General features: G+C 69.0%; 18 protein-coding genes and 2 tRNA genes. 11 read left to right on the forward strand and 9 right to left on the reverse strand.

Going from position 1 to position 16,489, the window contains the following annotated elements:
• The first annotated feature begins 38 nt into the window (after positions 1-38).
• Both ACIN94_RS15900 and ACIN94_RS15905 read left to right on the forward strand, forming a co-directional pair.
• Positions 39-719 carry a response regulator transcription factor gene (locus ACIN94_RS15900; protein WP_400705719.1) on the forward strand — a complete coding sequence of 227 codons (681 nt, stop codon included), beginning with the start codon at positions 39-41 and terminating at the stop codon, positions 717-719.
• Positions 720-769: 50 nt separating this feature from the next.
• On the forward strand, positions 770-2,062 hold the full coding sequence (locus ACIN94_RS15905) for a sensor histidine kinase (protein WP_400705722.1): 1,293 nt from the start codon (positions 770-772) through the stop codon (positions 2,060-2,062).
• 117 nt (positions 2,063-2,179) lie between these two features.
• On the opposite strand, the gene ACIN94_RS15910 is transcribed toward ACIN94_RS15905, so the two are convergent.
• The gene (locus ACIN94_RS15910) at positions 2,180-2,569 is read right to left on the reverse strand and encodes a hypothetical protein (RefSeq protein ID WP_400705725.1); all 390 of its coding nucleotides are present in this window, start codon (positions 2,567-2,569) and stop codon (positions 2,180-2,182) included.
• 175 nt (positions 2,570-2,744) lie between these two features.
• Between ACIN94_RS15910 and ACIN94_RS15915 the strand changes: the two genes are divergently transcribed.
• Positions 2,745-4,043: an MGH1-like glycoside hydrolase domain-containing protein gene (locus ACIN94_RS15915; protein ID WP_400705728.1), complete on the forward strand. Its 1,299-nt coding sequence runs from the start codon at positions 2,745-2,747 to the stop codon at positions 4,041-4,043.
• Positions 4,040-4,501 (forward strand): hypothetical protein, encoded by a 462-nt coding sequence (locus tag ACIN94_RS15920; RefSeq protein WP_400705731.1) that lies wholly within the window; start codon positions 4,040-4,042, stop codon positions 4,499-4,501. The genes ACIN94_RS15915 and ACIN94_RS15920 overlap by 4 nt, the downstream gene beginning before the upstream one ends.
• A 48-nt stretch (positions 4,502-4,549) precedes the next feature.
• Here the strand turns inward: ACIN94_RS15920 and ACIN94_RS15925 are convergent, their stop codons facing one another.
• Positions 4,550-4,864 (reverse strand): YtxH domain-containing protein, encoded by a 315-nt coding sequence (locus tag ACIN94_RS15925; protein ID WP_400705734.1) that lies wholly within the window; start codon positions 4,862-4,864, stop codon positions 4,550-4,552.
• 166 nt (positions 4,865-5,030) lie between these two features.
• Here ACIN94_RS15925 and ACIN94_RS15930 point away from each other — a divergent pair.
• Together ACIN94_RS15930 and ACIN94_RS15935 are read left to right on the forward strand one after the other, a co-directional pair.
• Positions 5,031-5,103: transfer RNA gene (locus tag ACIN94_RS15930), tRNA-Asn, on the forward strand.
• A 374-nt stretch (positions 5,104-5,477) separates the two neighbouring features.
• Complete coding sequence (locus ACIN94_RS15935) at positions 5,478-6,566, forward strand: nitric oxide synthase oxygenase (protein WP_400705737.1); 1,089 nt, start codon at positions 5,478-5,480, stop codon at positions 6,564-6,566.
• 87 nt (positions 6,567-6,653) lie between these two features.
• On the opposite strand, the gene ACIN94_RS15940 is transcribed toward ACIN94_RS15935, so the two are convergent.
• Together ACIN94_RS15940 and ACIN94_RS15945 are read right to left on the reverse strand one after the other, a co-directional pair.
• The gene (locus ACIN94_RS15940; protein ID WP_400705740.1) at positions 6,654-7,154 is read right to left on the reverse strand and encodes a DUF402 domain-containing protein; all 501 of its coding nucleotides are present in this window, start codon (positions 7,152-7,154) and stop codon (positions 6,654-6,656) included.
• A gap of 34 nt (positions 7,155-7,188) precedes the next feature.
• Positions 7,189-8,412, reverse strand: a complete 1,224-nt coding sequence (locus tag ACIN94_RS15945; protein WP_400705743.1) for an MFS transporter — start codon at positions 8,410-8,412, stop codon at positions 7,189-7,191.
• A gap of 66 nt (positions 8,413-8,478) precedes the next feature.
• Here ACIN94_RS15945 and ACIN94_RS15950 point away from each other — a divergent pair, with 66 nt between their 5' ends.
• Positions 8,479-9,033 carry a MarR family winged helix-turn-helix transcriptional regulator gene (locus ACIN94_RS15950; protein ID WP_400705746.1) on the forward strand — a complete coding sequence of 185 codons (555 nt, stop codon included), beginning with the start codon at positions 8,479-8,481 and terminating at the stop codon, positions 9,031-9,033.
• A gap of 43 nt (positions 9,034-9,076) precedes the next feature.
• Here ACIN94_RS15950 and galK read toward each other — a convergent pair whose 3' ends face one another.
• Positions 9,077-10,195 (reverse strand): galactokinase, encoded by a 1,119-nt coding sequence (gene galK / locus ACIN94_RS15955; RefSeq protein WP_400705749.1) that lies wholly within the window; start codon positions 10,193-10,195, stop codon positions 9,077-9,079.
• A 158-nt stretch (positions 10,196-10,353) separates the two neighbouring features.
• Between galK and ACIN94_RS15960 the strand changes: the two genes are divergently transcribed.
• Positions 10,354-10,427: transfer RNA gene (locus ACIN94_RS15960), tRNA-Ile, on the forward strand.
• A 141-nt stretch (positions 10,428-10,568) separates the two neighbouring features.
• Here the strand turns inward: ACIN94_RS15960 and ACIN94_RS15965 are convergent.
• Positions 10,569-10,787, reverse strand: a complete 219-nt coding sequence (locus ACIN94_RS15965; RefSeq protein WP_400705883.1) for a hypothetical protein — start codon at positions 10,785-10,787, stop codon at positions 10,569-10,571.
• On the opposite strand from ACIN94_RS15965, the gene ACIN94_RS15970 reads away from it, so the two are divergent.
• From ACIN94_RS15970 to ACIN94_RS15980, 3 genes are all read left to right on the forward strand, one after another.
• Positions 10,731-11,021, forward strand: coding sequence for a phosphodiester glycosidase family protein (locus ACIN94_RS15970; protein WP_400705752.1), 291 nt, complete (start codon positions 10,731-10,733; stop codon positions 11,019-11,021). The two genes, ACIN94_RS15965 and ACIN94_RS15970, sit on opposite strands and share 57 nt — an antisense overlap.
• Positions 11,022-11,257: 236 nt before the next feature.
• A complete protein-coding gene (locus ACIN94_RS15975) occupies positions 11,258-12,916 on the forward strand; it encodes a TIGR03767 family metallophosphoesterase (RefSeq protein WP_400705755.1) in 1,659 nt (552 codons plus the stop codon).
• Between the two features lie 97 nt (positions 12,917-13,013).
• A complete protein-coding gene (locus ACIN94_RS15980) occupies positions 13,014-13,835 on the forward strand; it encodes an SDR family NAD(P)-dependent oxidoreductase (protein WP_400705758.1) in 822 nt (273 codons plus the stop codon).
• 116 nt (positions 13,836-13,951) lie between these two features.
• On the opposite strand, the gene ACIN94_RS15985 is transcribed toward ACIN94_RS15980, so the two are convergent.
• The 3 genes from ACIN94_RS15985 to ACIN94_RS15995 form a co-directional block, all read right to left on the reverse strand.
• Positions 13,952-14,719, reverse strand: coding sequence for an SDR family NAD(P)-dependent oxidoreductase (locus ACIN94_RS15985; protein ID WP_400705761.1), 768 nt, complete (start codon positions 14,717-14,719; stop codon positions 13,952-13,954).
• A 542-nt stretch (positions 14,720-15,261) separates the two neighbouring features.
• On the reverse strand, positions 15,262-15,717 hold the full coding sequence (locus tag ACIN94_RS15990) for a deaminase (RefSeq protein WP_400705764.1): 456 nt from the start codon (positions 15,715-15,717) through the stop codon (positions 15,262-15,264).
• Positions 15,718-15,767: 50 nt separating this feature from the next.
• Positions 15,768-16,442, reverse strand: a complete 675-nt coding sequence (locus ACIN94_RS15995; protein ID WP_400705767.1) for a RibD family protein — start codon at positions 16,440-16,442, stop codon at positions 15,768-15,770.
• Positions 16,443-16,489: the final 47 nt, after the last annotated feature.

The raw sequence follows: 16,489 nt of genomic DNA on the forward strand, positions 1-16,489 counted from the left end.
CCCTAGCATCCTAAAAAGGATATTAGGGGGGAAATGGGATGCGGGTTCTGCTGGTCGAGGACGAACCCAGGATCGTCGACATCGTAAGCAGGGGGCTCGCCGCTCACCACGTCGCCGTGGACGTACGGGCTGACGGAATTCAGGGACTGCGTGCGGCGGTCGAGAACGACTACTACGACGTGATCATCCTTGACATCATGCTGCCGGGGCTCAGCGGTTACAACGTGGTCCGGGGTATGCGGGAACGGAGAGTCTGGACACCGGTGCTGATGCTCACCGCGAAGGACGGGGAGTACGACGAGGCCGACGCCTTCGATCTCGGCGCCGACGACTACCTGACCAAGCCCTTCTCCTTCGTGGTGCTGGTGGCCCGGCTACGAGCGCTGGCACGGCGCGGCGGCCACGAACGGCCCGTCGTCATGACCGCGGGGGATCTGACGGTCGATCCCGCCCTGCGTCGAGTCGCCCGAGGAGGCGTGGAGATCGGTCTCACCCCGAGGGAGTACGAGGTGCTGGAGTTCCTCATGCGGCGCAAGGGGGAGGCCGTCGCCAAGAGCGACATCCTGGCCGGAGTCTGGGACGCCGACTATGAGGGCGGTGACAACGTGGTCGAGGTCTACGTGCGCTACCTGCGCAGGAAGCTCGACGAACCTTTCGGCAGGTGTGCCATCCGGACCGTCCGTACGGTGGGATACGCGCTCGACCCGGCCGGCGGGTGACCGTGTCCTGGATCGGGGGCGGCGCAGGGGTGCGCCGACGGACGACGCGGGTGGCTGTGCTGGTCACCGCCGTGGTCCTGGTGCTGGAGGCGATCGGCGGGGTGTTCGTCCTACGGCGGATGCTGGTGGATTCGACGGCCGACACCCTGACCACTGGGGTGAGGGATCTCGCGGGCAGGACGCGCCAGTCCGACGAGGGGGATCTCAGAGAGGCGACGTGGACGCTGCGCCGGAGCGCGGGCGTCGCGCAGATCGTCGACGCGCAAGGCAAGGTCATCTGGGGATTCCCCGACAAGGTGCCCTTCACCCGGCTGCGCCCCGCAGCCGAGGGACGGACCGTCGTCGAGCAGACCGGAGACATGCTCGTGGCGGTCGAGCGCGTCGACGTCGCCGGCACCTCCTACACGGTGATCGTCGCCGATTCGCTCCGGCCCGTCGACCTCAGCACCTGGACCGCCGTCGGCCTGCTGGCCCTGGCCGTGCCGGTGTCACTGCTGTTCGTCGGTGGGCTCACCTACCGGCTGTCGGGCCGGGCGCTGGCACCCGTCGAGGGAATCCGGCGGCAGGTTGCCTCGATCGGGGACGGAGATCTGTCCGCCCGGGTACCGGTCCCCGGGACACGGGACGAGGTCGCCGGCCTGGCCATCACGATGAATCAGATGCTGGCCAGGCTGGAATCGGCCCAGGCCGTTCAGCGGCGGTTCGTCGCCGACGCCAGCCACGAGCTGCGCAGCCCCTTGACCAGCGTTCTGGGCGGCCTCGAAATCGCTGAGCAGGACGGCTGGCACATCGAACCGGAGACCCTCCGGATGATGCAGATCGAGGCGGTACGGCTGCGCGAGCTGGTGGACGACCTGCTGCTGCTCGCCCGCGCGGACGAGCGGAGGCCCGGGACGCCACACGAGGAGGTCGATCTGGACGACGTCGTCGCCGAGGAGCGGGCGAGGCTCCGCCGTACGAGCACGCTCCTGGTGCGGGCCCGCCTGGAACCGGTCAAGGTCACCGGAGACCGTAAGGCGCTCGTCCGGATGGTCCGCAACCTGGTGGACAACGCCGTCCGGCACACTCGCACCATGGTCACGCTGGTCGTGCGGCCCGACGGGGACACGGCGGTCGTGGAGGTGGCCGATGACGGCCCCGGCGTGCCGGAGGCGGATCGGGAGCGCATCTTCGATCGGTTCGTCCGGGTGGACATGGCCAGGGACCGCGAGGCGGGAGGGGCGGGACTCGGCCTCGCCATCGTGGCGGAGATCGCTCGCAGGCACCGCGCAGAGGTGGAGGTGGCGGACTCGCCGGGCGGCGGTGCGCTGTTCCGCGTCAGGCTCCCCCGACGTGCCGGGTGACGCCCGTCCTCCGAGGACCGTCCGAGACGACCACCGGAGGACGGGCGCCGGAACCGCCTGGTTCCGCCATGGAGGGCCAGGCGGCGCCGTCGGTTCCGCTCCGCTGCGGACGGGCGGCTACTGGTCCTGACCGCCCTGCTGGTCCTGACCGCTCTGTCCGCTCTTCTCGTTCTGCTCGGAGGCTTCGCTCTTCTCGTTGTGGTCGTTCTGCTCGGAGGCTTCGCTCTTCTCGTTGTGGTCGTTCTGCTCGGAGGTCTCGCTCTCCTCGTTCTGTCCGTTCTGCTCGGAGGCTTCGCTCTGCTGGTCCTGTCCGTTCTGCTCGGAGGTCTCGCTCTGCTCGTTCTCGCTCTGGCTCTGCTGGTTGTGCTGGTCGGGATTCACCGGGGTGGTGGTGCCGGTGCTCGGGGCCGGAGGGGTGTCGGCGTTGGCTGCGGACATGGTGGCCGCCGCCCCCGCCAGGGTGACGAGGGAGAGCACGCCGACCGCGATCTTCTTCTTGATGTTCACGAGTACCTCTTGCTGGACGTCTTCTCCGGTGGCCGTCACCGGAGCCCTCAGGTTGCATGCGGAGCTGGACGGAGTGACAACGCCTCTCAGGAGGCTTTAAGCCATTTGTGAAGCTTCAGGAACACTGAGCGGATAAACCCTGTTATCTGGGTTAATACAGGCGCAGACTGGACCAATGGAGGTGCGGTCGGCGGTAGACGACGCCGCTCTCGGACGCGAGGCGTGGTCCGTGCTCGACGCGAACTGGACGGGGTCCGCCACCGTCCCCGCCCCCAGCCTCTACCCCCACCAGTGGAACTGGGACGCGACCTTGGTCGCGGTCGGCCTGGCCCGCTGCGCCCCTCGGAGGGCGGGGACCGAACTGCTCAGCCTGATGGCGGGGCAGTGGCGCACCGGCATGGTGCCGCACATCGTCTTCCAGCCGACCCGCACCGAGAGCTACTTCCCCGGCCCCTCCGTCTGGCGCTCGCAGGACCATCCGGCGTCTCCCAACCGGGTGGCCACCTCCGGCCTGACCCAGCCGCCGCTGCACGCCCTGGCCGTCTGGCGGGTGTGGCGGTACGCGGCTGACCGCGACGAGGCCGCCGCCCTCGTCCGCCGGCTCTACCCGATGCTGGTGGCCCAGCACGACTATCTCGCCCGGACCAGAGACCTGGGCGGGGGAGGGCTGGCCGCGATCGTGCACCCGTGGGAGTCGGGGATGGACGACAGCCCGGCGTGGGACGCCCCGATGGGCGCACTGCCCCCGGTCCGCCACGCGTACCGGCGTGGCGAGCCCCCCGACCACCTTCTCGACACCTACCAGGACCGCTACATCTGGCTGGCCACGCGCTACCGTGACTCCGGCTACGACGGCGGCTACCTGCGCGACGACCATCCGTTCGCGGTTGAGGATCCGATGTTCAACGGGATCTGGCTGGCCTCCTGCCAGATGCTCGCCGAGATGGCCCCGCTGGCGGGCGCCGACCCCGGCCCGTACCGGGAGGCGGCCGAGCGGATCCGTGCGGGGCTGCTGGAGCGGCTCTGGGCCGACGGCGCCTTCCGCGCCCGAGACCTGCGCAGTGGGCGGTTCAGCCCCGTGTGCACGGTGGGGTCCTTCGGGCCGATGCTCGATCCCGGCCTGCCCGCCGACCGGGTGGAGAAACTGGTGGGCGTGCTGGAGTCCCCCCGGTTCATGGGGGCCGCCGGGTATCCGGTGCCGAGCTGCGAGATCCGCGCGGTGCAGTTCGACCGGTCCCGCTACTGGCGGGGGCCTTCCTGGGTGAGCACCAACTGGCTGCTACGGCAGGCGCTGGCCGTACACGGTCTGACGGAGACGGTGCGACTGCTCGGCGCGGCCACCCTGCGCATGGTCCGGCAGGCCGGGTTCCGGGAGTGCTTCGATCCCTTCGACGGCAGCGGGCGAGGCGGCCGGGACTTCTCCTGGTCGGCCGCGCTCACCCTCGACCTGCTCACGGATAACGTAGGTCCATGAAGCTCTTCAACCGCGTGCCCGCCAAGGTCCGCACCGTCGTCGCGCCGACCGACCGGGTGCTCACCTACGCCGAAGGGCCGGACGGCTACGTGATCGCCACGGACCGGGCGCTCTACCTGGGCGGCACCCGGCTGCCCTGGTTCCAGGTGGATCGCGGGGTGTGGGACGAGAAGGGGCTGACGGTCGTCACCACGGCGGGGGAGTCGTACCACGCGCTGCTGCCCGAGCCGGGACGGATCCCCGAGGCCGTGCGGGAGCGGGTGACCGCCTCGATCGTGGTGAACCAGTATGTCCCGCTGGACGTGCGCGGGGGAGTCCGGCTGGTGGCCAGGAAGACCGACGACGACCGGATGATCTGGGAGTTCGTCTTCGACGCGGAGCTGGACCCCGCAGACCCCGGCCTGCGGGCCCTCGCCGAGCAGGCGCTCGAGGAGACACGCCGCAGCTTCGGCATCTGATCTCGGACACGCGGAAGACCCCCGGGGGAGCCTTCCGCCGCTGGTCGCTCAGGGGTGAGGGGCGGGGGCTCTCTCGTCTCGCGGCCAGCCGACTCCCGTCTCGTCGTGCTTCTGGGTCTGCCAGTCGTCCTCCGACTGAAGGAACGGCAGCCGGTCCCTGGCCACGTGGGTCACCTTCGTCCTGGCCATCTCGGTGACCTTCGAGATCCGTGCGCCCACCAGCCCGGCGGCCTCCTGCACCGAGGGATTGTCGGCGACCCGCTGGGCGAGCCGTTTGATCTCCTCGTAACGCTCCCGGCCTGCGCGGCTCCCCAGGATGTAGCCCACCGCGACACCCACCCCGAACATCATTCGATAACGCATCTCCACCTCCACAGCCGTGCTCCGCCAGGCCCCTACCCACGGATCGCGTGTCGTTTCGGACCTACCCCGGTGCATCGATGCGACACACACGCGCAGAGTGCGCTAATCTATTCCTGCGCCGCAAGGAGCGGGGAAAAACTTCCCGGCCGAGCAGCGCAAAGCACGATCCCGTGTAGCTCAATCGGCAGAGCAGCCGGCTGTTAACCGGCAGGTTATAGGTTCGAGTCCTATCGCGGGAGCAACATCGGAAGGCCCCGGGAGTCAAACTCCCGGGGCCTTCCGCGTTTTGTGTCCTGATTTGGAAGACAAATCATCTTCGGTACTAGAAGATGACAGGCGCCGCGTCATGTAACGCCGGTCGGCGAGGATGACGCGGTTGCCGCGGAACACAGCGATCGCAGTGGGGTAAGGGTCACTGCACAAGGGCACCGCGCCGCCCGGAACGGCCGTCCGTGCCCGTGAGCCACGCATTGGTGGTTGTTCTGTGCTGACCTGGCGGAAGTTCCGGCGCCCTACACCGGGTCCGGTCCACGGTGTCCAACGATCGGTCTACAGGTTCCCGAAGACGGAGGAAGCGGTCCCGGTCGCGCAAGAGATCGACATCGCGGCGGCCATGGACTTTGTGAGATTGTTCCATGCCGAGAACCCGATCGCCGGGCCGGTGGAACCCCGCGTGCACGAGGTGCGGGACGAGATCCACCGGACGGGGACCTACACGCACACCCCCGGGGAACTCGCCTTCGGCGCCCAGGTGGCCTGGCGCAACAGCTCCCGCTGCATCGGGCGGCTGTACTGGCACTCGCTGCGGGTGCGTGACCGGCGGTGGGTGAACACGGCCGAGGGCGTGGCTGCGGAGTGCGTGAACCACCTCAGGGAGGCGGCGCCCAGGCGGAGGATCCGGCCGACGATCACGGTGTTCGCCCCGGACCGGCCGGGCCTGCCGGGGCCGAGGATCTGGAACGAGCAGCTGATCCGGTATGCCGGATACGCGATGGACGACGGATCCGTCGTCGGCGACCCCCGGTATGTGAACTTCACCACGATGGTGCGCAAGCTCGGCTGGCTCGGAGGCCCGGGCACACCCTTCGACGTGCTGCCGCTGCTCGTCTCGGCGGGGGACGGGCAGCCGCAGATGTTCACGATGCCCGGCGACGCCGTGCTGGAGGTACCGCTCTCCCATCCGACCCACCCGTGGTTCGAGGAGCTCGGGCTCCGCTGGCACGCCGTACCGGCGATCTCCAACATGTGCCTGGAGATCGGCGGGATCCACTACCGGGCGGCGCCGTTCAACGGCTGGTACATGGGCACCGAGATCGGCGCGCGCAACTTCGCCGACACCGACCGCTACGACCTGATGCCGGTCGTCGCCCACCACCTGGGCCTGGACACCCGCAGCGACCGCTCGCTCTGGCGCGACCAGGCCCTGCTGGAGATCAACGTGGCGGTCCTGCACTCCTTCGAACAGGCGGGGGTGACGATGACCGACCACCACACCGAGTCCGGGCGGTTCCTGGCCCATCTGAAGCGCGAGGAGAAGGCGGGCCGGGTCTGCCCTGCCGACTGGAGCTGGATCGTGCCGCCGATGTCGGGCTCCACCACGCCGGTCTTCCACCGCTACTACGACGAGGCCGAGCTCTCACCGAACTTCGCCCACCACCCCGACTCCCTGGAGCGGGGACTCGGCCAGGGGACGGTGACGTGAGGCGGCCCCCGTAGGTCAGTCATCCGGGACAGCCGGCGGAGGCCGCTCGGTACGGGTACCGGGCGGCCTACTCGGAGAGACCCTGGGTCAGGTCACCCGGGACAGCCAGCGGGGAACGGTCCCGAAGGGGGCGGCGCCGGTGGTGACGGCCTCCATGAGCCGGTCGGCCGTGGCGCGGGCGTTCTCGATGACGTCGGGGGGATAGGCGTAGCGGAGCTGGTGCTCCGCGAACTCGTCCTCGTCGTCGAGGATGATCCGGCCGTCGCGCATGCGGATCACGTCGAGGTCGAGATCGACCATGGTCACCTGGCCGTCACCCCACTGGGGCACCGTGGAGATGTCGCAGTAGATCTCGGCCTTGTGCGGTGCGGCGTTGAAGGTCGCCGTCCACCAGGCGTCGCGGGGGAAGAGGATCACGAACGGGTGGGGCCAGGTGACCAGGGGCCCGTCACCCTTACTGCCGCTGGAGCCGGCGACACAGCCCGTCCAGACGCCGTGCTCGTCCTCGCCGAGGAGCATGGCCCGGTGGTTCCAGTGCAGCGAGCCGTCGTACTTGCGGTAGACCACATTCACGGTCGCGTGTGACATCCCTCGACGATAAAGCTTGACACGGATTCATGTATTACCGAAGGTCCAGAGCGTCTACCTGTCCAACGTCTTCCACGCCGAGCCGGCGGACGTCGGGCAGGGCCAGGACTCCGAGGCAGGAGATCGCGATCAGGGCCGCCGCGCTGTACAGGGTGGGGGCCGTCCCCGCGGCGGCGGCCAGCGGTCCGGCCAAGGCCATGCCGAGCGGCATCAGGCCGAGGGAGAGCATCCAGTCGTAGGCGGACACCCGGGAGATCGCCTCGGCCGGGATGTGCTCCTGCACGGCGGTCTCCCAGAAGGGCGCCATGAACGCCAGGCCGCCGGTCATCAGCCCGTAGGCCGCCGCCACGGCCAGGGCGGACGCCCCGGCGGCGAGCGCGACGAAGGGCAGCGCGCCGAGCGCCAGCGCGAGGTTGGCCGCCACGAGAGGCCTGCGCGGCCTCGCCCGCAGCGCCAGCAGGGCCCCGCAGAGGGCGCCGACCGTGCCGCCCTGCACGATCGTCCCCCAGGCGAGCTCGCCGCCGAGACCGGTGACAGCGATCAGCGGGCCGATCGTGATCAGGGCGCAGCGGCCCAGATTCCACAGGGAGTGTCCGACGAGGTTCGTCCAGTACCACCGGTGGCGGCGCAGCTCGGTCCAGCCCTCGGCGAGCTGCCTGCCGAACCGCTCGCGCGGCGCGGGCGGGATCGGTGCGAGCCGCAGCCGGCCCAGCAGTACCGCGCTGACCCCGAACGTCACGGCGTCGAGGACCAGCGCCCAGCCCGGCCCGGCGGTCAGCGCGAGCGCGGTGGCGATCCCGGGGCCCAGCAGCATGGCCCCACGGCCGGCGATCGCCATGAGCGCGTTGGCCCGGGGGAGATGCTCGGCGTCCACGGTGGCGGGCACCAGGCCGGTGGCGGCGGGCAGGAAGAACGCCGACGCGGCGCCGGAGAGCGCGGCGAGCGCCGCCAGGTGGACGGTGTCGACCGTGCCGGTGATCAGCTCGGCGCCCATGACGGCGTGGGCGAACCCGCGGACCAGGTCGGCGATCAGCATCACGCGCTGGCGGGGAAGCCGGTCGGCCCAGACGCCGCCGGGCAGCATCAGCGCCACCGTGGCCGTCGACTGGGCGGCCAGGACCAGGCCGAGATCGATGGCCGAGCCCGTCGTGGTGACGATCGCCAGGGCGAGGGCGATGGGGGTGACGGCGTCGCCGATGTGCGACAGGGTCCGGCCGGTCCAGAGCAGGCGGAAGCGCGGATCTCGCAAGGGGGTCATGGGAGAAATTTACTATGAAATCAAAATATATGTTTTCGTATAAGCGGTGACCGTTACCCTGTGGGCATGGCAGAGCCGGACTCCGTCGATCGGCACATCGCGCACTGGTCACGCGAGCTGTCCGACCTCGACCCGCAGGTCGAGGGGATCGTGACGCGCATGCAGATGCTCGTACGGCTGCTCAGGCGCAACAAGGAGTCGTGGCTGGCCTCATCCGGGTTCAAGTCCTGGGAGTTCGAGGTGCTCCACCACCTGGTCGCGGCCGGGCCGCCCTACCGGGTGCCGCCGTCGCTGCTGGCCGAGTGGCTGGACACCCATCCGGCCACGCTGACCAACCGGCTCGACCGGCTGGAGCAGACCGGATACATCACCCGCGTGCACGACGCCGGCGACCGCCGCCGCCTGCTCGTCGCGCTGACCCCCGAGGGGCGCGCGGTGTGGGAGGAGCGGATGGAGGAAGGCGACCGGTCGGAAAGGGTATTGCTCGGCTTCCTCGACGACGGTGAGCGCGAACTGCTCGACGGCCTGTTGCGCCGGCTGGTCCGGGGCGTGGAGGAGGACGGGTCGCCGCTGATGCCGGAATGGCCGTCCGGCGACCCGAAACCGCCCGCCGTTTCATGAGACGGGCCGCTGTGGCCTACCAGGGACCCCGGCCTGTTTCCGGTCAGGCCAGCCGGCGGGCTCCGGCGGCCGGGGTGGCGGGGTAGATCTCCGGGGCGGCCCAGCCCCGTTCGGCGTAGGCACGGGTCACCGACTCCCGTACGGATCCCACCCGGCCGTCCTCGACCAGTGCGATCGCCGATCCGCCGAACCCGCCGCCGGTCATCCGCGCGCCCCTGGCCCCGCCCCGGACCGCCGACTCCACAGCCACGTCCAGCTCGGGGCAGGACACCTCGAACTGGTCGCGCAGCGACAGGTGGGAGGCGTTCAGCAGGGCCCCGATCTCCCGCACGGCCCCGGCCCGGAGCAGCCCGATCAGCGCCTCGACCCGGTGGTTCTCGGTCACCACGTGCTGGGTGCGCCTGCGCTCGTCGCCGCTGAGCCTGCCCAGGGCGCCCGCCAGGTCGGTGACGTCACGCAGCGCGTCCACCCCCAGACGCTTGGCGGCGTTCTCACAGTCCTGGCGGCGCCGGGCGTACTGCCCGTCGGCGAGCTCGTGGTGGACCCCGGTGTTGATGATCAGCAGTTGGAGGCCGTGCTGGGCCAAGTCGAACGGGATGTTCCTGGTGCCGAGGCTCCGGCAGTCCATGAACAGGGCCTTGCCCTGCTCCCCGAGGGCCGAGGCGGCCTGATCCATGATCCCGCACGGCATGCCGACGAAGTCGTTCTCGGCCCTCTGCGCCGCGAGGGCGATCTCCATCCTGGTCAGGCCCAGGCCGTACAGCTCGTTGAGGGCCGTTGCGACGACCACCTCCAGCGCCGCGCTCGACGACAGCCCCGCCCCCTGCGGCACGTCCCCGTCGATCACCAGATCCGCGCCCCTGACCGGGTGCCCGGCCTCGCGCAGCACCCAGAACACGCCGGCGACATAGCGCGCCCAGCCCTCGGCCCGATCAGGGGTCTCGATGGTCAGCGGCCCGCCCGCCTGGAGTGACCGCAGCCGGACGACGTCGTCCTCGCGCGGCGTGACCGCCGCGGTGATCCCCCACGGCACCGCGAACGGGAGCACGAACCCGTCGTTGTAGTCGGTGTGCTCTCCGATCAGGTTGACCCGCCCCGGAGCGTGCCACACCCCCCGCGGCTCCTCACCGAACGACTCACGGAAAGCTTCAACAACGCGCATGATCCAACACCCCTCAACAGCGTTCTCCCGGTAGATTAGCGAGTACCCGGAACTCCCCGGTCCCGCCGTCCAAGGTCACATCTTGAACGCGTACCGCCCGGCGGATGTGCGAACGGGGCGGACCTTTGGTTGAATGCCGCAGTACGGCATACGCGCGAGGGGCGGTAGCTCAGCCGGTTAGAGCAGGGGACTCATAATCCCTGGGTCGCGGGTTCGAGTCCCGCCCGCCCTACCCTCGTCGACCATGAAGAAAGCGCTCCTGACCTGCGTGTCTGCGGTCACGGGCGCTTTCGTCATGTCCGGCTGTCCACGGCTGTCACTGATCGTTTGTGGCTGACTGTGCCGAATACGTGCCGAGGTTTCAGGGAGATCGTCAGCCCTCGCCGAAGGCTTCAGAGATCCGGCGCTTGGCGGTCTCGTCCTGGCCGACGATGCACTTCGCGTAGATCTTCAACAGCACGTCCACGCTGTGCCCCGCCCACGCGGCCACCTGGGTAGGAGGTACCCCGGCGTTGAGCCAGGTGGACAGGCAGGCGTGCCGGAGGTCATAGATGCGCTTACCGAGCGGGGAGGCGTACTCGGCCCTGGTCATTACCTCGGCGCGGGCCTTGTCCCACGCCCGCCGGTAGGTGATGGCCGGGAGGCTTCCGCCGTTGACTCCGGTGCCGAAGATGCCGTCGATGACCGGAACCTGCGGCGCGAGCGCGTAGACGGCGGCGGCTCCACGGCGATGGCCGTGAACGGCGAGCTGGTCAATCGCCCGTCGGACGCGGCCGGTGAGCGTGCCGTCGGCGACACGATTCAGGTCCTGCGGGGTACGCGCTGATCTTCATAAAGAGGACGAACCATGGTGGACGTCCGGGCCGTTCGATGACCCCGCCCTTGTGAACGGCGGGAGAGCGGCAGGCATCCAGCCCGCTGTCGCCAGATGGCTTTACCACATACATCCCAGCTATGCCATAGATAGCTGTATAGCGTTTTGGCCTTGTTAAGCCGGCAGTCATTCCCGGTGTCAAGCATCCCAGTGGACGTTCCGCCTCGACGCCATCACTGGGGAGCACCATGGATCCCTTCCTCAGCCGCCGCGCCTTCCTGCTCGCCTCCGGAATGACCGCCGCGGGCGTCGGGCTGGAGATCGCACTCGCCTCCACCCCGGCCGCCCCCTCGACCACGACGACCACGACGACCACGACGACCACGGTCCAGGCCGTCGCCAGCCCTCGCGGCGCCACCGGATACCGCAGGCTGGCCGACGGCCCGGGCTGGCGGCGGGTGACACGCACAGAGCTGGCCGAGGCCAAGAAGGGCAGGGCCGAGCGCCGCACGGTGCTTGCCTGCTTCGCCCAGTTCACCGACTTGCACATCACCGACGTGCAGAACCCGCAGCGCTATGAGTTCCTGCGCGCCGGAGCCGTGAGCGCCTGGCGCCCGCAGGAAGCGCTGACCGCCGTCGGCGCCGTCTCATTGATCGAACAGGTCAACACCTTGCGGTATGGCCCGGCCACCCGAGCGCCCATCGGCTTCGTCATGGCCACCGGCGACAACACCGACAACAACTCCCGCATCGAGCTGGAGTGGTTCCTGACCGCCATGACCGGCGGCCGCTTCACCCCCAACACCGGCGACCCGAGCGCGTATGAGGGCGTGCAGGACTCCGGCCTGGGCCTGTACTGGCAGCCCGAGTCCGGCATCCGCGACGTCGACAAGCGGGTGGGATTCCCCCGCCTGGACGGCTTTCTGGAGGCGGCCATCCGCGAGGTGAGCAGCCCCGGACTGGCCGTCCCGTGGTACTCCACCATCGGCAACCACGACCAGCTCTTCGGCGGCGCCTACGCCGCGGCCGGCGACTTCTTCGCGGACCTGGCCACCGGCTCGCGCAAGTTGTTCACCCTGCCCGCCTCCGAGGCCGGCGCCGTCATCCAGGCGCTGCGCCAGGGCCCCGACCCCACGGGCGCCCGCTTTCGGGCGGCCTGGAAGCGCTACAAGGCCAAGGCCCGCACTGTCACCGCCGACGAGCGCCGCGCCCCCTTAAGCCCGCACGACTACATCGCCGCTCACCTCGACCCGGCGTACACCGGCGCGGGACCCGTCGGCCACGGCTACACTCGCGACAACCTCGACAGCGGCCGGCTGGATTACTCCTTCCCGATCGCCGACGGCGTCGTCGGCATCAGCCTGGACACCACCGACCGCGGCGGCGACTACCGCGGATCGGTCAGCAGCCGGCAGCTGGCCTGGCTGGAGCAGACCCTGAAGACCCACGCCGACGACATCGCGCTGATCTTCAGTCACCATCCGAGCTGGGCCATGACCAACCTCATCCCCAACCCCGCCCGCCCGCACGACAAGCGCCACAGCGGGCAGGAACTGCTGGCGGTGCTGAACAAGTACCGCAACGTGGTCGCGTGGATCAACGGCCACTCCCACCGCAACAAGATCGTCCCGCATGGCGGCTTCTGGGAGGTCTGCACTGCCTCCCACATTGACTACCCGCAGCTGGCCAGGGTGATCGAGCTGGCCGACAACCACGATGGAACGCTCTCCCTGTTCACCACGCTGGTGGAGTCGGCCGCGCCGCACCGCACCGACTTGACCGATCTGTCCCAAAACGGCCTGGCCGCGCTCTACCGGGAGCTGTCGTTCAACTCGCCGGGCCTGCAGAGCGTGCAGACAGGCTTGCCCGGCGACCGCAACACCGAGCTCCTGCTGAAGAGGCGCTGACAGCGTTTTGTGCGCGATCTGCCAGGACCGGGCTCGACGACGTGGCGCATGAACGCACTCGAAGCCGAAGGCCTGGTCAAACGCTTCGGTCGAGGAAGTGCGGCGGGAGATCGAAGACAGCATCCGATACGCGAACATCGCGATCATCGAAGGCCGCCGCAGACCCCTCGGAACTGTCTGCTTACATGGAATTCTGTATCAGCTGCCTGCCGACCTGAAAGGACCACTGATCGTGACCACCTCGATCATCGTCGGAGGAAGCAGCGGGCTGGGCCGCGCTGTAGCGCAGCGATTCGCCGACCGCGGCGACACCGTCATCATCACCAGCCGCACCACGGCGCACGCCGACACAGTGGCTACCGAAATCGGCGGCACGACCCGAGGACTGGCCGTTGACCTGTCGCGGCCGGAGACGATCGCCGCTGCGCTCGTCGATGTGCGCGAGGTCGACAACCTGGTGATCAGTGCTATCGCACAGGGCGTCAACTCTCTCGCGGACTTCGATATCGCCGAGGCCATCAAGGCCGTGACCATCAAACTGGTGGGCTACACCGAGACCGTGCGAGCCCTGCGTGACCGGTTCACCCCCGGCGCGTCGGTCGTGCTCTTCGGCGGCTTGGCCAAGGAGCGCCCCTACCCCGGCTCAACCATGGTGACCGCCTTCAACGGGGGTATCACCGGTCTGGTGAAAACCCTGGCCGTGGAGATCGCGCCCCACCGCGTCAACGCGATCCACCCGGGTGTGGTGGGAGACAGCCCGAAGTGGCGCGACGTGCCCGACCACCCCCACGTGCCGCGTACCCCTATCGGACGCCTTGTGACGACAGCGGAGGTCGTCGACGCCACCGAGTTCCTTCTCCGCAACACCGGCGTCAACGCCCACGACTTGTTCGTCGACGGCGGACTGCGCGTCACCTGACGCATCCGCTATGAGCAGCGCGACGATGCCGGGCACGTCGGCGGCCTCCCACACGTGGGCGAGCCGGAGCTATGAGCCGGACTTCACCGATCATCGCCGCATCACTTTGCGAAAGGTTAGCCGGTGGGAAAGAGGGGCCATCCGGCCGTGAGGCCGCCGTCCAGGACGATGGTCTGCCCGGTGAGGTAGGAGGCTTTGTCGGAGCCGATGTAGAGCACGGCCGAGGCTATCTCCTCCGGGGTGCCGGGGCGGTGCATGGGCAGGACGGAGTTGACGGCGTCGCGGACGTCGTCACTGGCGGTGAACCTCTCGTACATGGCGGTCTGGGTGAAGCCGGGGGCGATGGCGTTGACGCGGATGCCGTGGGCGGCGCCTTCGAGTGCCGCCGCCTTGGTGATGCCGATGACGGCGTGCTTGCTGCCGACGTAGAGGGTGGAGTTGGGGAAGCCCATCAGCCCGAAGGTGGAGCTGACGTTGATGATGCTTCCACTGCCCTGAGGTCGCATGGCGCGGAACTCGTGTTTCATACTCAGCAACGTGCCCAGGACGTTGGTGTCGAAGGTGGCCGCGTAGCTTTCGTCGGTGACATCCGTGACGGGTCCCGGTGTGCCCTCGGTGCCAGCGCTGTTGAAGGCGATGTCCAAGTGGCTGAAGCGTTCAACGGCGCGATCGATGAGATTGGCCATGTCCTCGTCGCGGCGCACGTCGGCACGGACGAACGCGACCTGCGCGCCGAGTTTACTCAGCTCATCGGCGAGCTCGACGCCGACGTCCTCGTGCCGGCCGGAGACGACGAGATTCGCGCCCTCGCGAGCATAGGCGACGGCCACGGCGCGACCGATGCCGGTGAGCGCGCCGGTAACGAGAACCACGGGAGTGGACATGATTAGTTCCCTTGGATGAGGATGGACAGCCAGACCGCATAGCCCGGTTCCTGACACCACACCTTCCCGGTTCTCCGTCCCACAACCTGGGCCGCGACGATGGTCGCCCGGCTCCTTAGGCCCTCCATTCGGGTCCATGTGGCAAGCCCCAAAGTAGGCCCCGGACTCCTGTTCGAATCCCAGCCGCAAACTAACCGCTGGGTTAGGCATACCGTCTCCGGGCAGTGGGACTTCGCTGACAACCACGCGAGGGAGGACCCCATCGCCCATGAGTGATCCGGCAGCCGAATCGGACTACTCCTCGCGGTGCTGGTCACCGCCGCGAGCGTGCCCGACGGCACCGTCGGCCAACAGCTGCCGACCACGGTCGCCGCGACCCACCCCACGATCAAGGCGACTCATAATCCCTGGGTCGCGGGTCCGAGTCCCGCCCGCCCTACCTTCATTGACCTGTGGTTCCACGACACACAGGGTCGAACTTCTGTGTTCTCCGTCCTGCCGGACACACCGAGCCAGAGCCGCTGCGACCTGGGCGGCGCCGTCTAGCCGACAGGTCCGTCAGGGATGAGATGCCCGTTGGGTTCCCGGGCGGCCTCTGCCAGCTCTGGGATCTCCACTACGGCGACGCCTGCCGCGGCGAGCTCTTCGGCACCGTGGCAGTCGACGAAGAACACCGGCTCCCGCCAGGCCATCACGACCCGTCGGATGCCGCTGTCCACGATCAGACGGCTACAGGTCCTTGGGCGGGAGCTGCGCTTGCTGCAGGGCTCCAGGCTGCTGTACATGGTGGCGCCGGGCAGCCGGGGGTCATCCGGAGAGAGCTTGGCAAGCGCCGACTCCTCGGCGTGCACGTGAAGATCGGTCTCCCGCGAGTATCCACGGGCGATCTCCTGTCCATCGGCGGCGACCACCACGGCGCCGACGGAGAAGGCGGTCTGGGAGGGCGGGCAGAGCCGGGCCAGGTCACAGGCGAGCCGCAGCCAGTCGTGGTCGTTCATCTGGATCCTTTCCGGTGTGGAACCTCGGGACTCTGGCGCTGGAGAGGGAGTCACGACGGCAGGTAGCGCAACAGGACGACATCACCGATCCGCCGGACCTCCGCCAGGTCCATACGCCGCCGGGAACTCTGCGGGAAGTCACCGTCGTGGACGAAACGCGGCGCGGTGGAGTCCCCGACGAAGAACGGCGCGACGACGAGCTGGAGTTCGTCGACCAGGCCCTTCTGGAGGAACAGGGTGTGCACCGAGCCGCCACCCTCGACCATCAGCCGGCGCACGCCGCGCCCGGCCAGGTCGGACAGTACGAGGTCGAGGTTCACCGGATCGCCGGAGTCGACCACCACCGCTGTCCCGCCGAGGTGGGAGGTGAGCCGACCCACCGCCGCCGACGCGGCGTACACGATCTTCGTTGTGTCGCCGGTGGTGAAGAAGCGGCTTGACGGGTCGAGGTCCCCTGTCGTGCTCAGCGTCACCTTGACGGGATGTGCCGGCAGGCCCTGTGCGGTCCGTTCCCGCTGCCGGGTCTCCGACCGGATCAGGAGCCGGGGGTCGTCGCGGCGGATGGTGTTGGCTCCGACCAGGATCGCGTCGCAGGTGGCCCGCACCGCGTCGACGCGGTCGAAGTCCTCGTCGTTGGAGAGGAGGAGTCGGCCAGGAGAGCTGTCGTCGATGTATCCGTCGATGGACATCGCGCAGCTGAGCAGCACGTACGGGCGTTCGCTCATTCTCCGTCCCCAGGTCCGCGGTCGGCACACGCTCAATGACGCGTACG

Origin of the sequence: Streptosporangium sp. NPDC087985, from assembly GCF_044741965.1 — a bacterium.
In the GTDB taxonomy this organism is placed as follows: domain Bacteria; phylum Actinomycetota; class Actinomycetes; order Streptosporangiales; family Streptosporangiaceae; genus Streptosporangium.

Coding starts and splice junctions, on each gene's coding strand:
- ACIN94_RS15900 (WP_400705719.1), top strand. CDS start 39: ATGCGGGTTCTGCTGGTCGAGGACGAACCCAGGATCGTCGACATCGTA.
- ACIN94_RS15915 (WP_400705728.1), top strand. CDS start 2,745: ATGGAGGTGCGGTCGGCGGTAGACGACGCCGCTCTCGGACGCGAGGCG.
- ACIN94_RS15920 (WP_400705731.1), top strand. CDS start 4,040: ATGAAGCTCTTCAACCGCGTGCCCGCCAAGGTCCGCACCGTCGTCGCG.
- ACIN94_RS15925 (WP_400705734.1), bottom strand. CDS start 4,864: ATGCGTTATCGAATGATGTTCGGGGTGGGTGTCGCGGTGGGCTACATC.
- ACIN94_RS15935 (WP_400705737.1), top strand. CDS start 5,478: ATGGACTTTGTGAGATTGTTCCATGCCGAGAACCCGATCGCCGGGCCG.
- ACIN94_RS15940 (WP_400705740.1), bottom strand. CDS start 7,154: ATGTCACACGCGACCGTGAATGTGGTCTACCGCAAGTACGACGGCTCG.
- ACIN94_RS15945 (WP_400705743.1), bottom strand. CDS start 8,412: ATGACCCCCTTGCGAGATCCGCGCTTCCGCCTGCTCTGGACCGGCCGG.
- ACIN94_RS15950 (WP_400705746.1), top strand. CDS start 8,479: ATGGCAGAGCCGGACTCCGTCGATCGGCACATCGCGCACTGGTCACGC.
- galK (WP_400705749.1), bottom strand. CDS start 10,195: ATGCGCGTTGTTGAAGCTTTCCGTGAGTCGTTCGGTGAGGAGCCGCGG.
- ACIN94_RS15965 (WP_400705883.1), bottom strand. CDS start 10,787: ATGACCAGGGCCGAGTACGCCTCCCCGCTCGGTAAGCGCATCTATGAC.
- ACIN94_RS15975 (WP_400705755.1), top strand. CDS start 11,258: ATGGATCCCTTCCTCAGCCGCCGCGCCTTCCTGCTCGCCTCCGGAATG.
- ACIN94_RS15985 (WP_400705761.1), bottom strand. CDS start 14,719: ATGTCCACTCCCGTGGTTCTCGTTACCGGCGCGCTCACCGGCATCGGT.
- ACIN94_RS15990 (WP_400705764.1), bottom strand. CDS start 15,717: ATGAACGACCACGACTGGCTGCGGCTCGCCTGTGACCTGGCCCGGCTC.
- ACIN94_RS15995 (WP_400705767.1), bottom strand. CDS start 16,442: ATGAGCGAACGCCCGTACGTGCTGCTCAGCTGCGCGATGTCCATCGAC.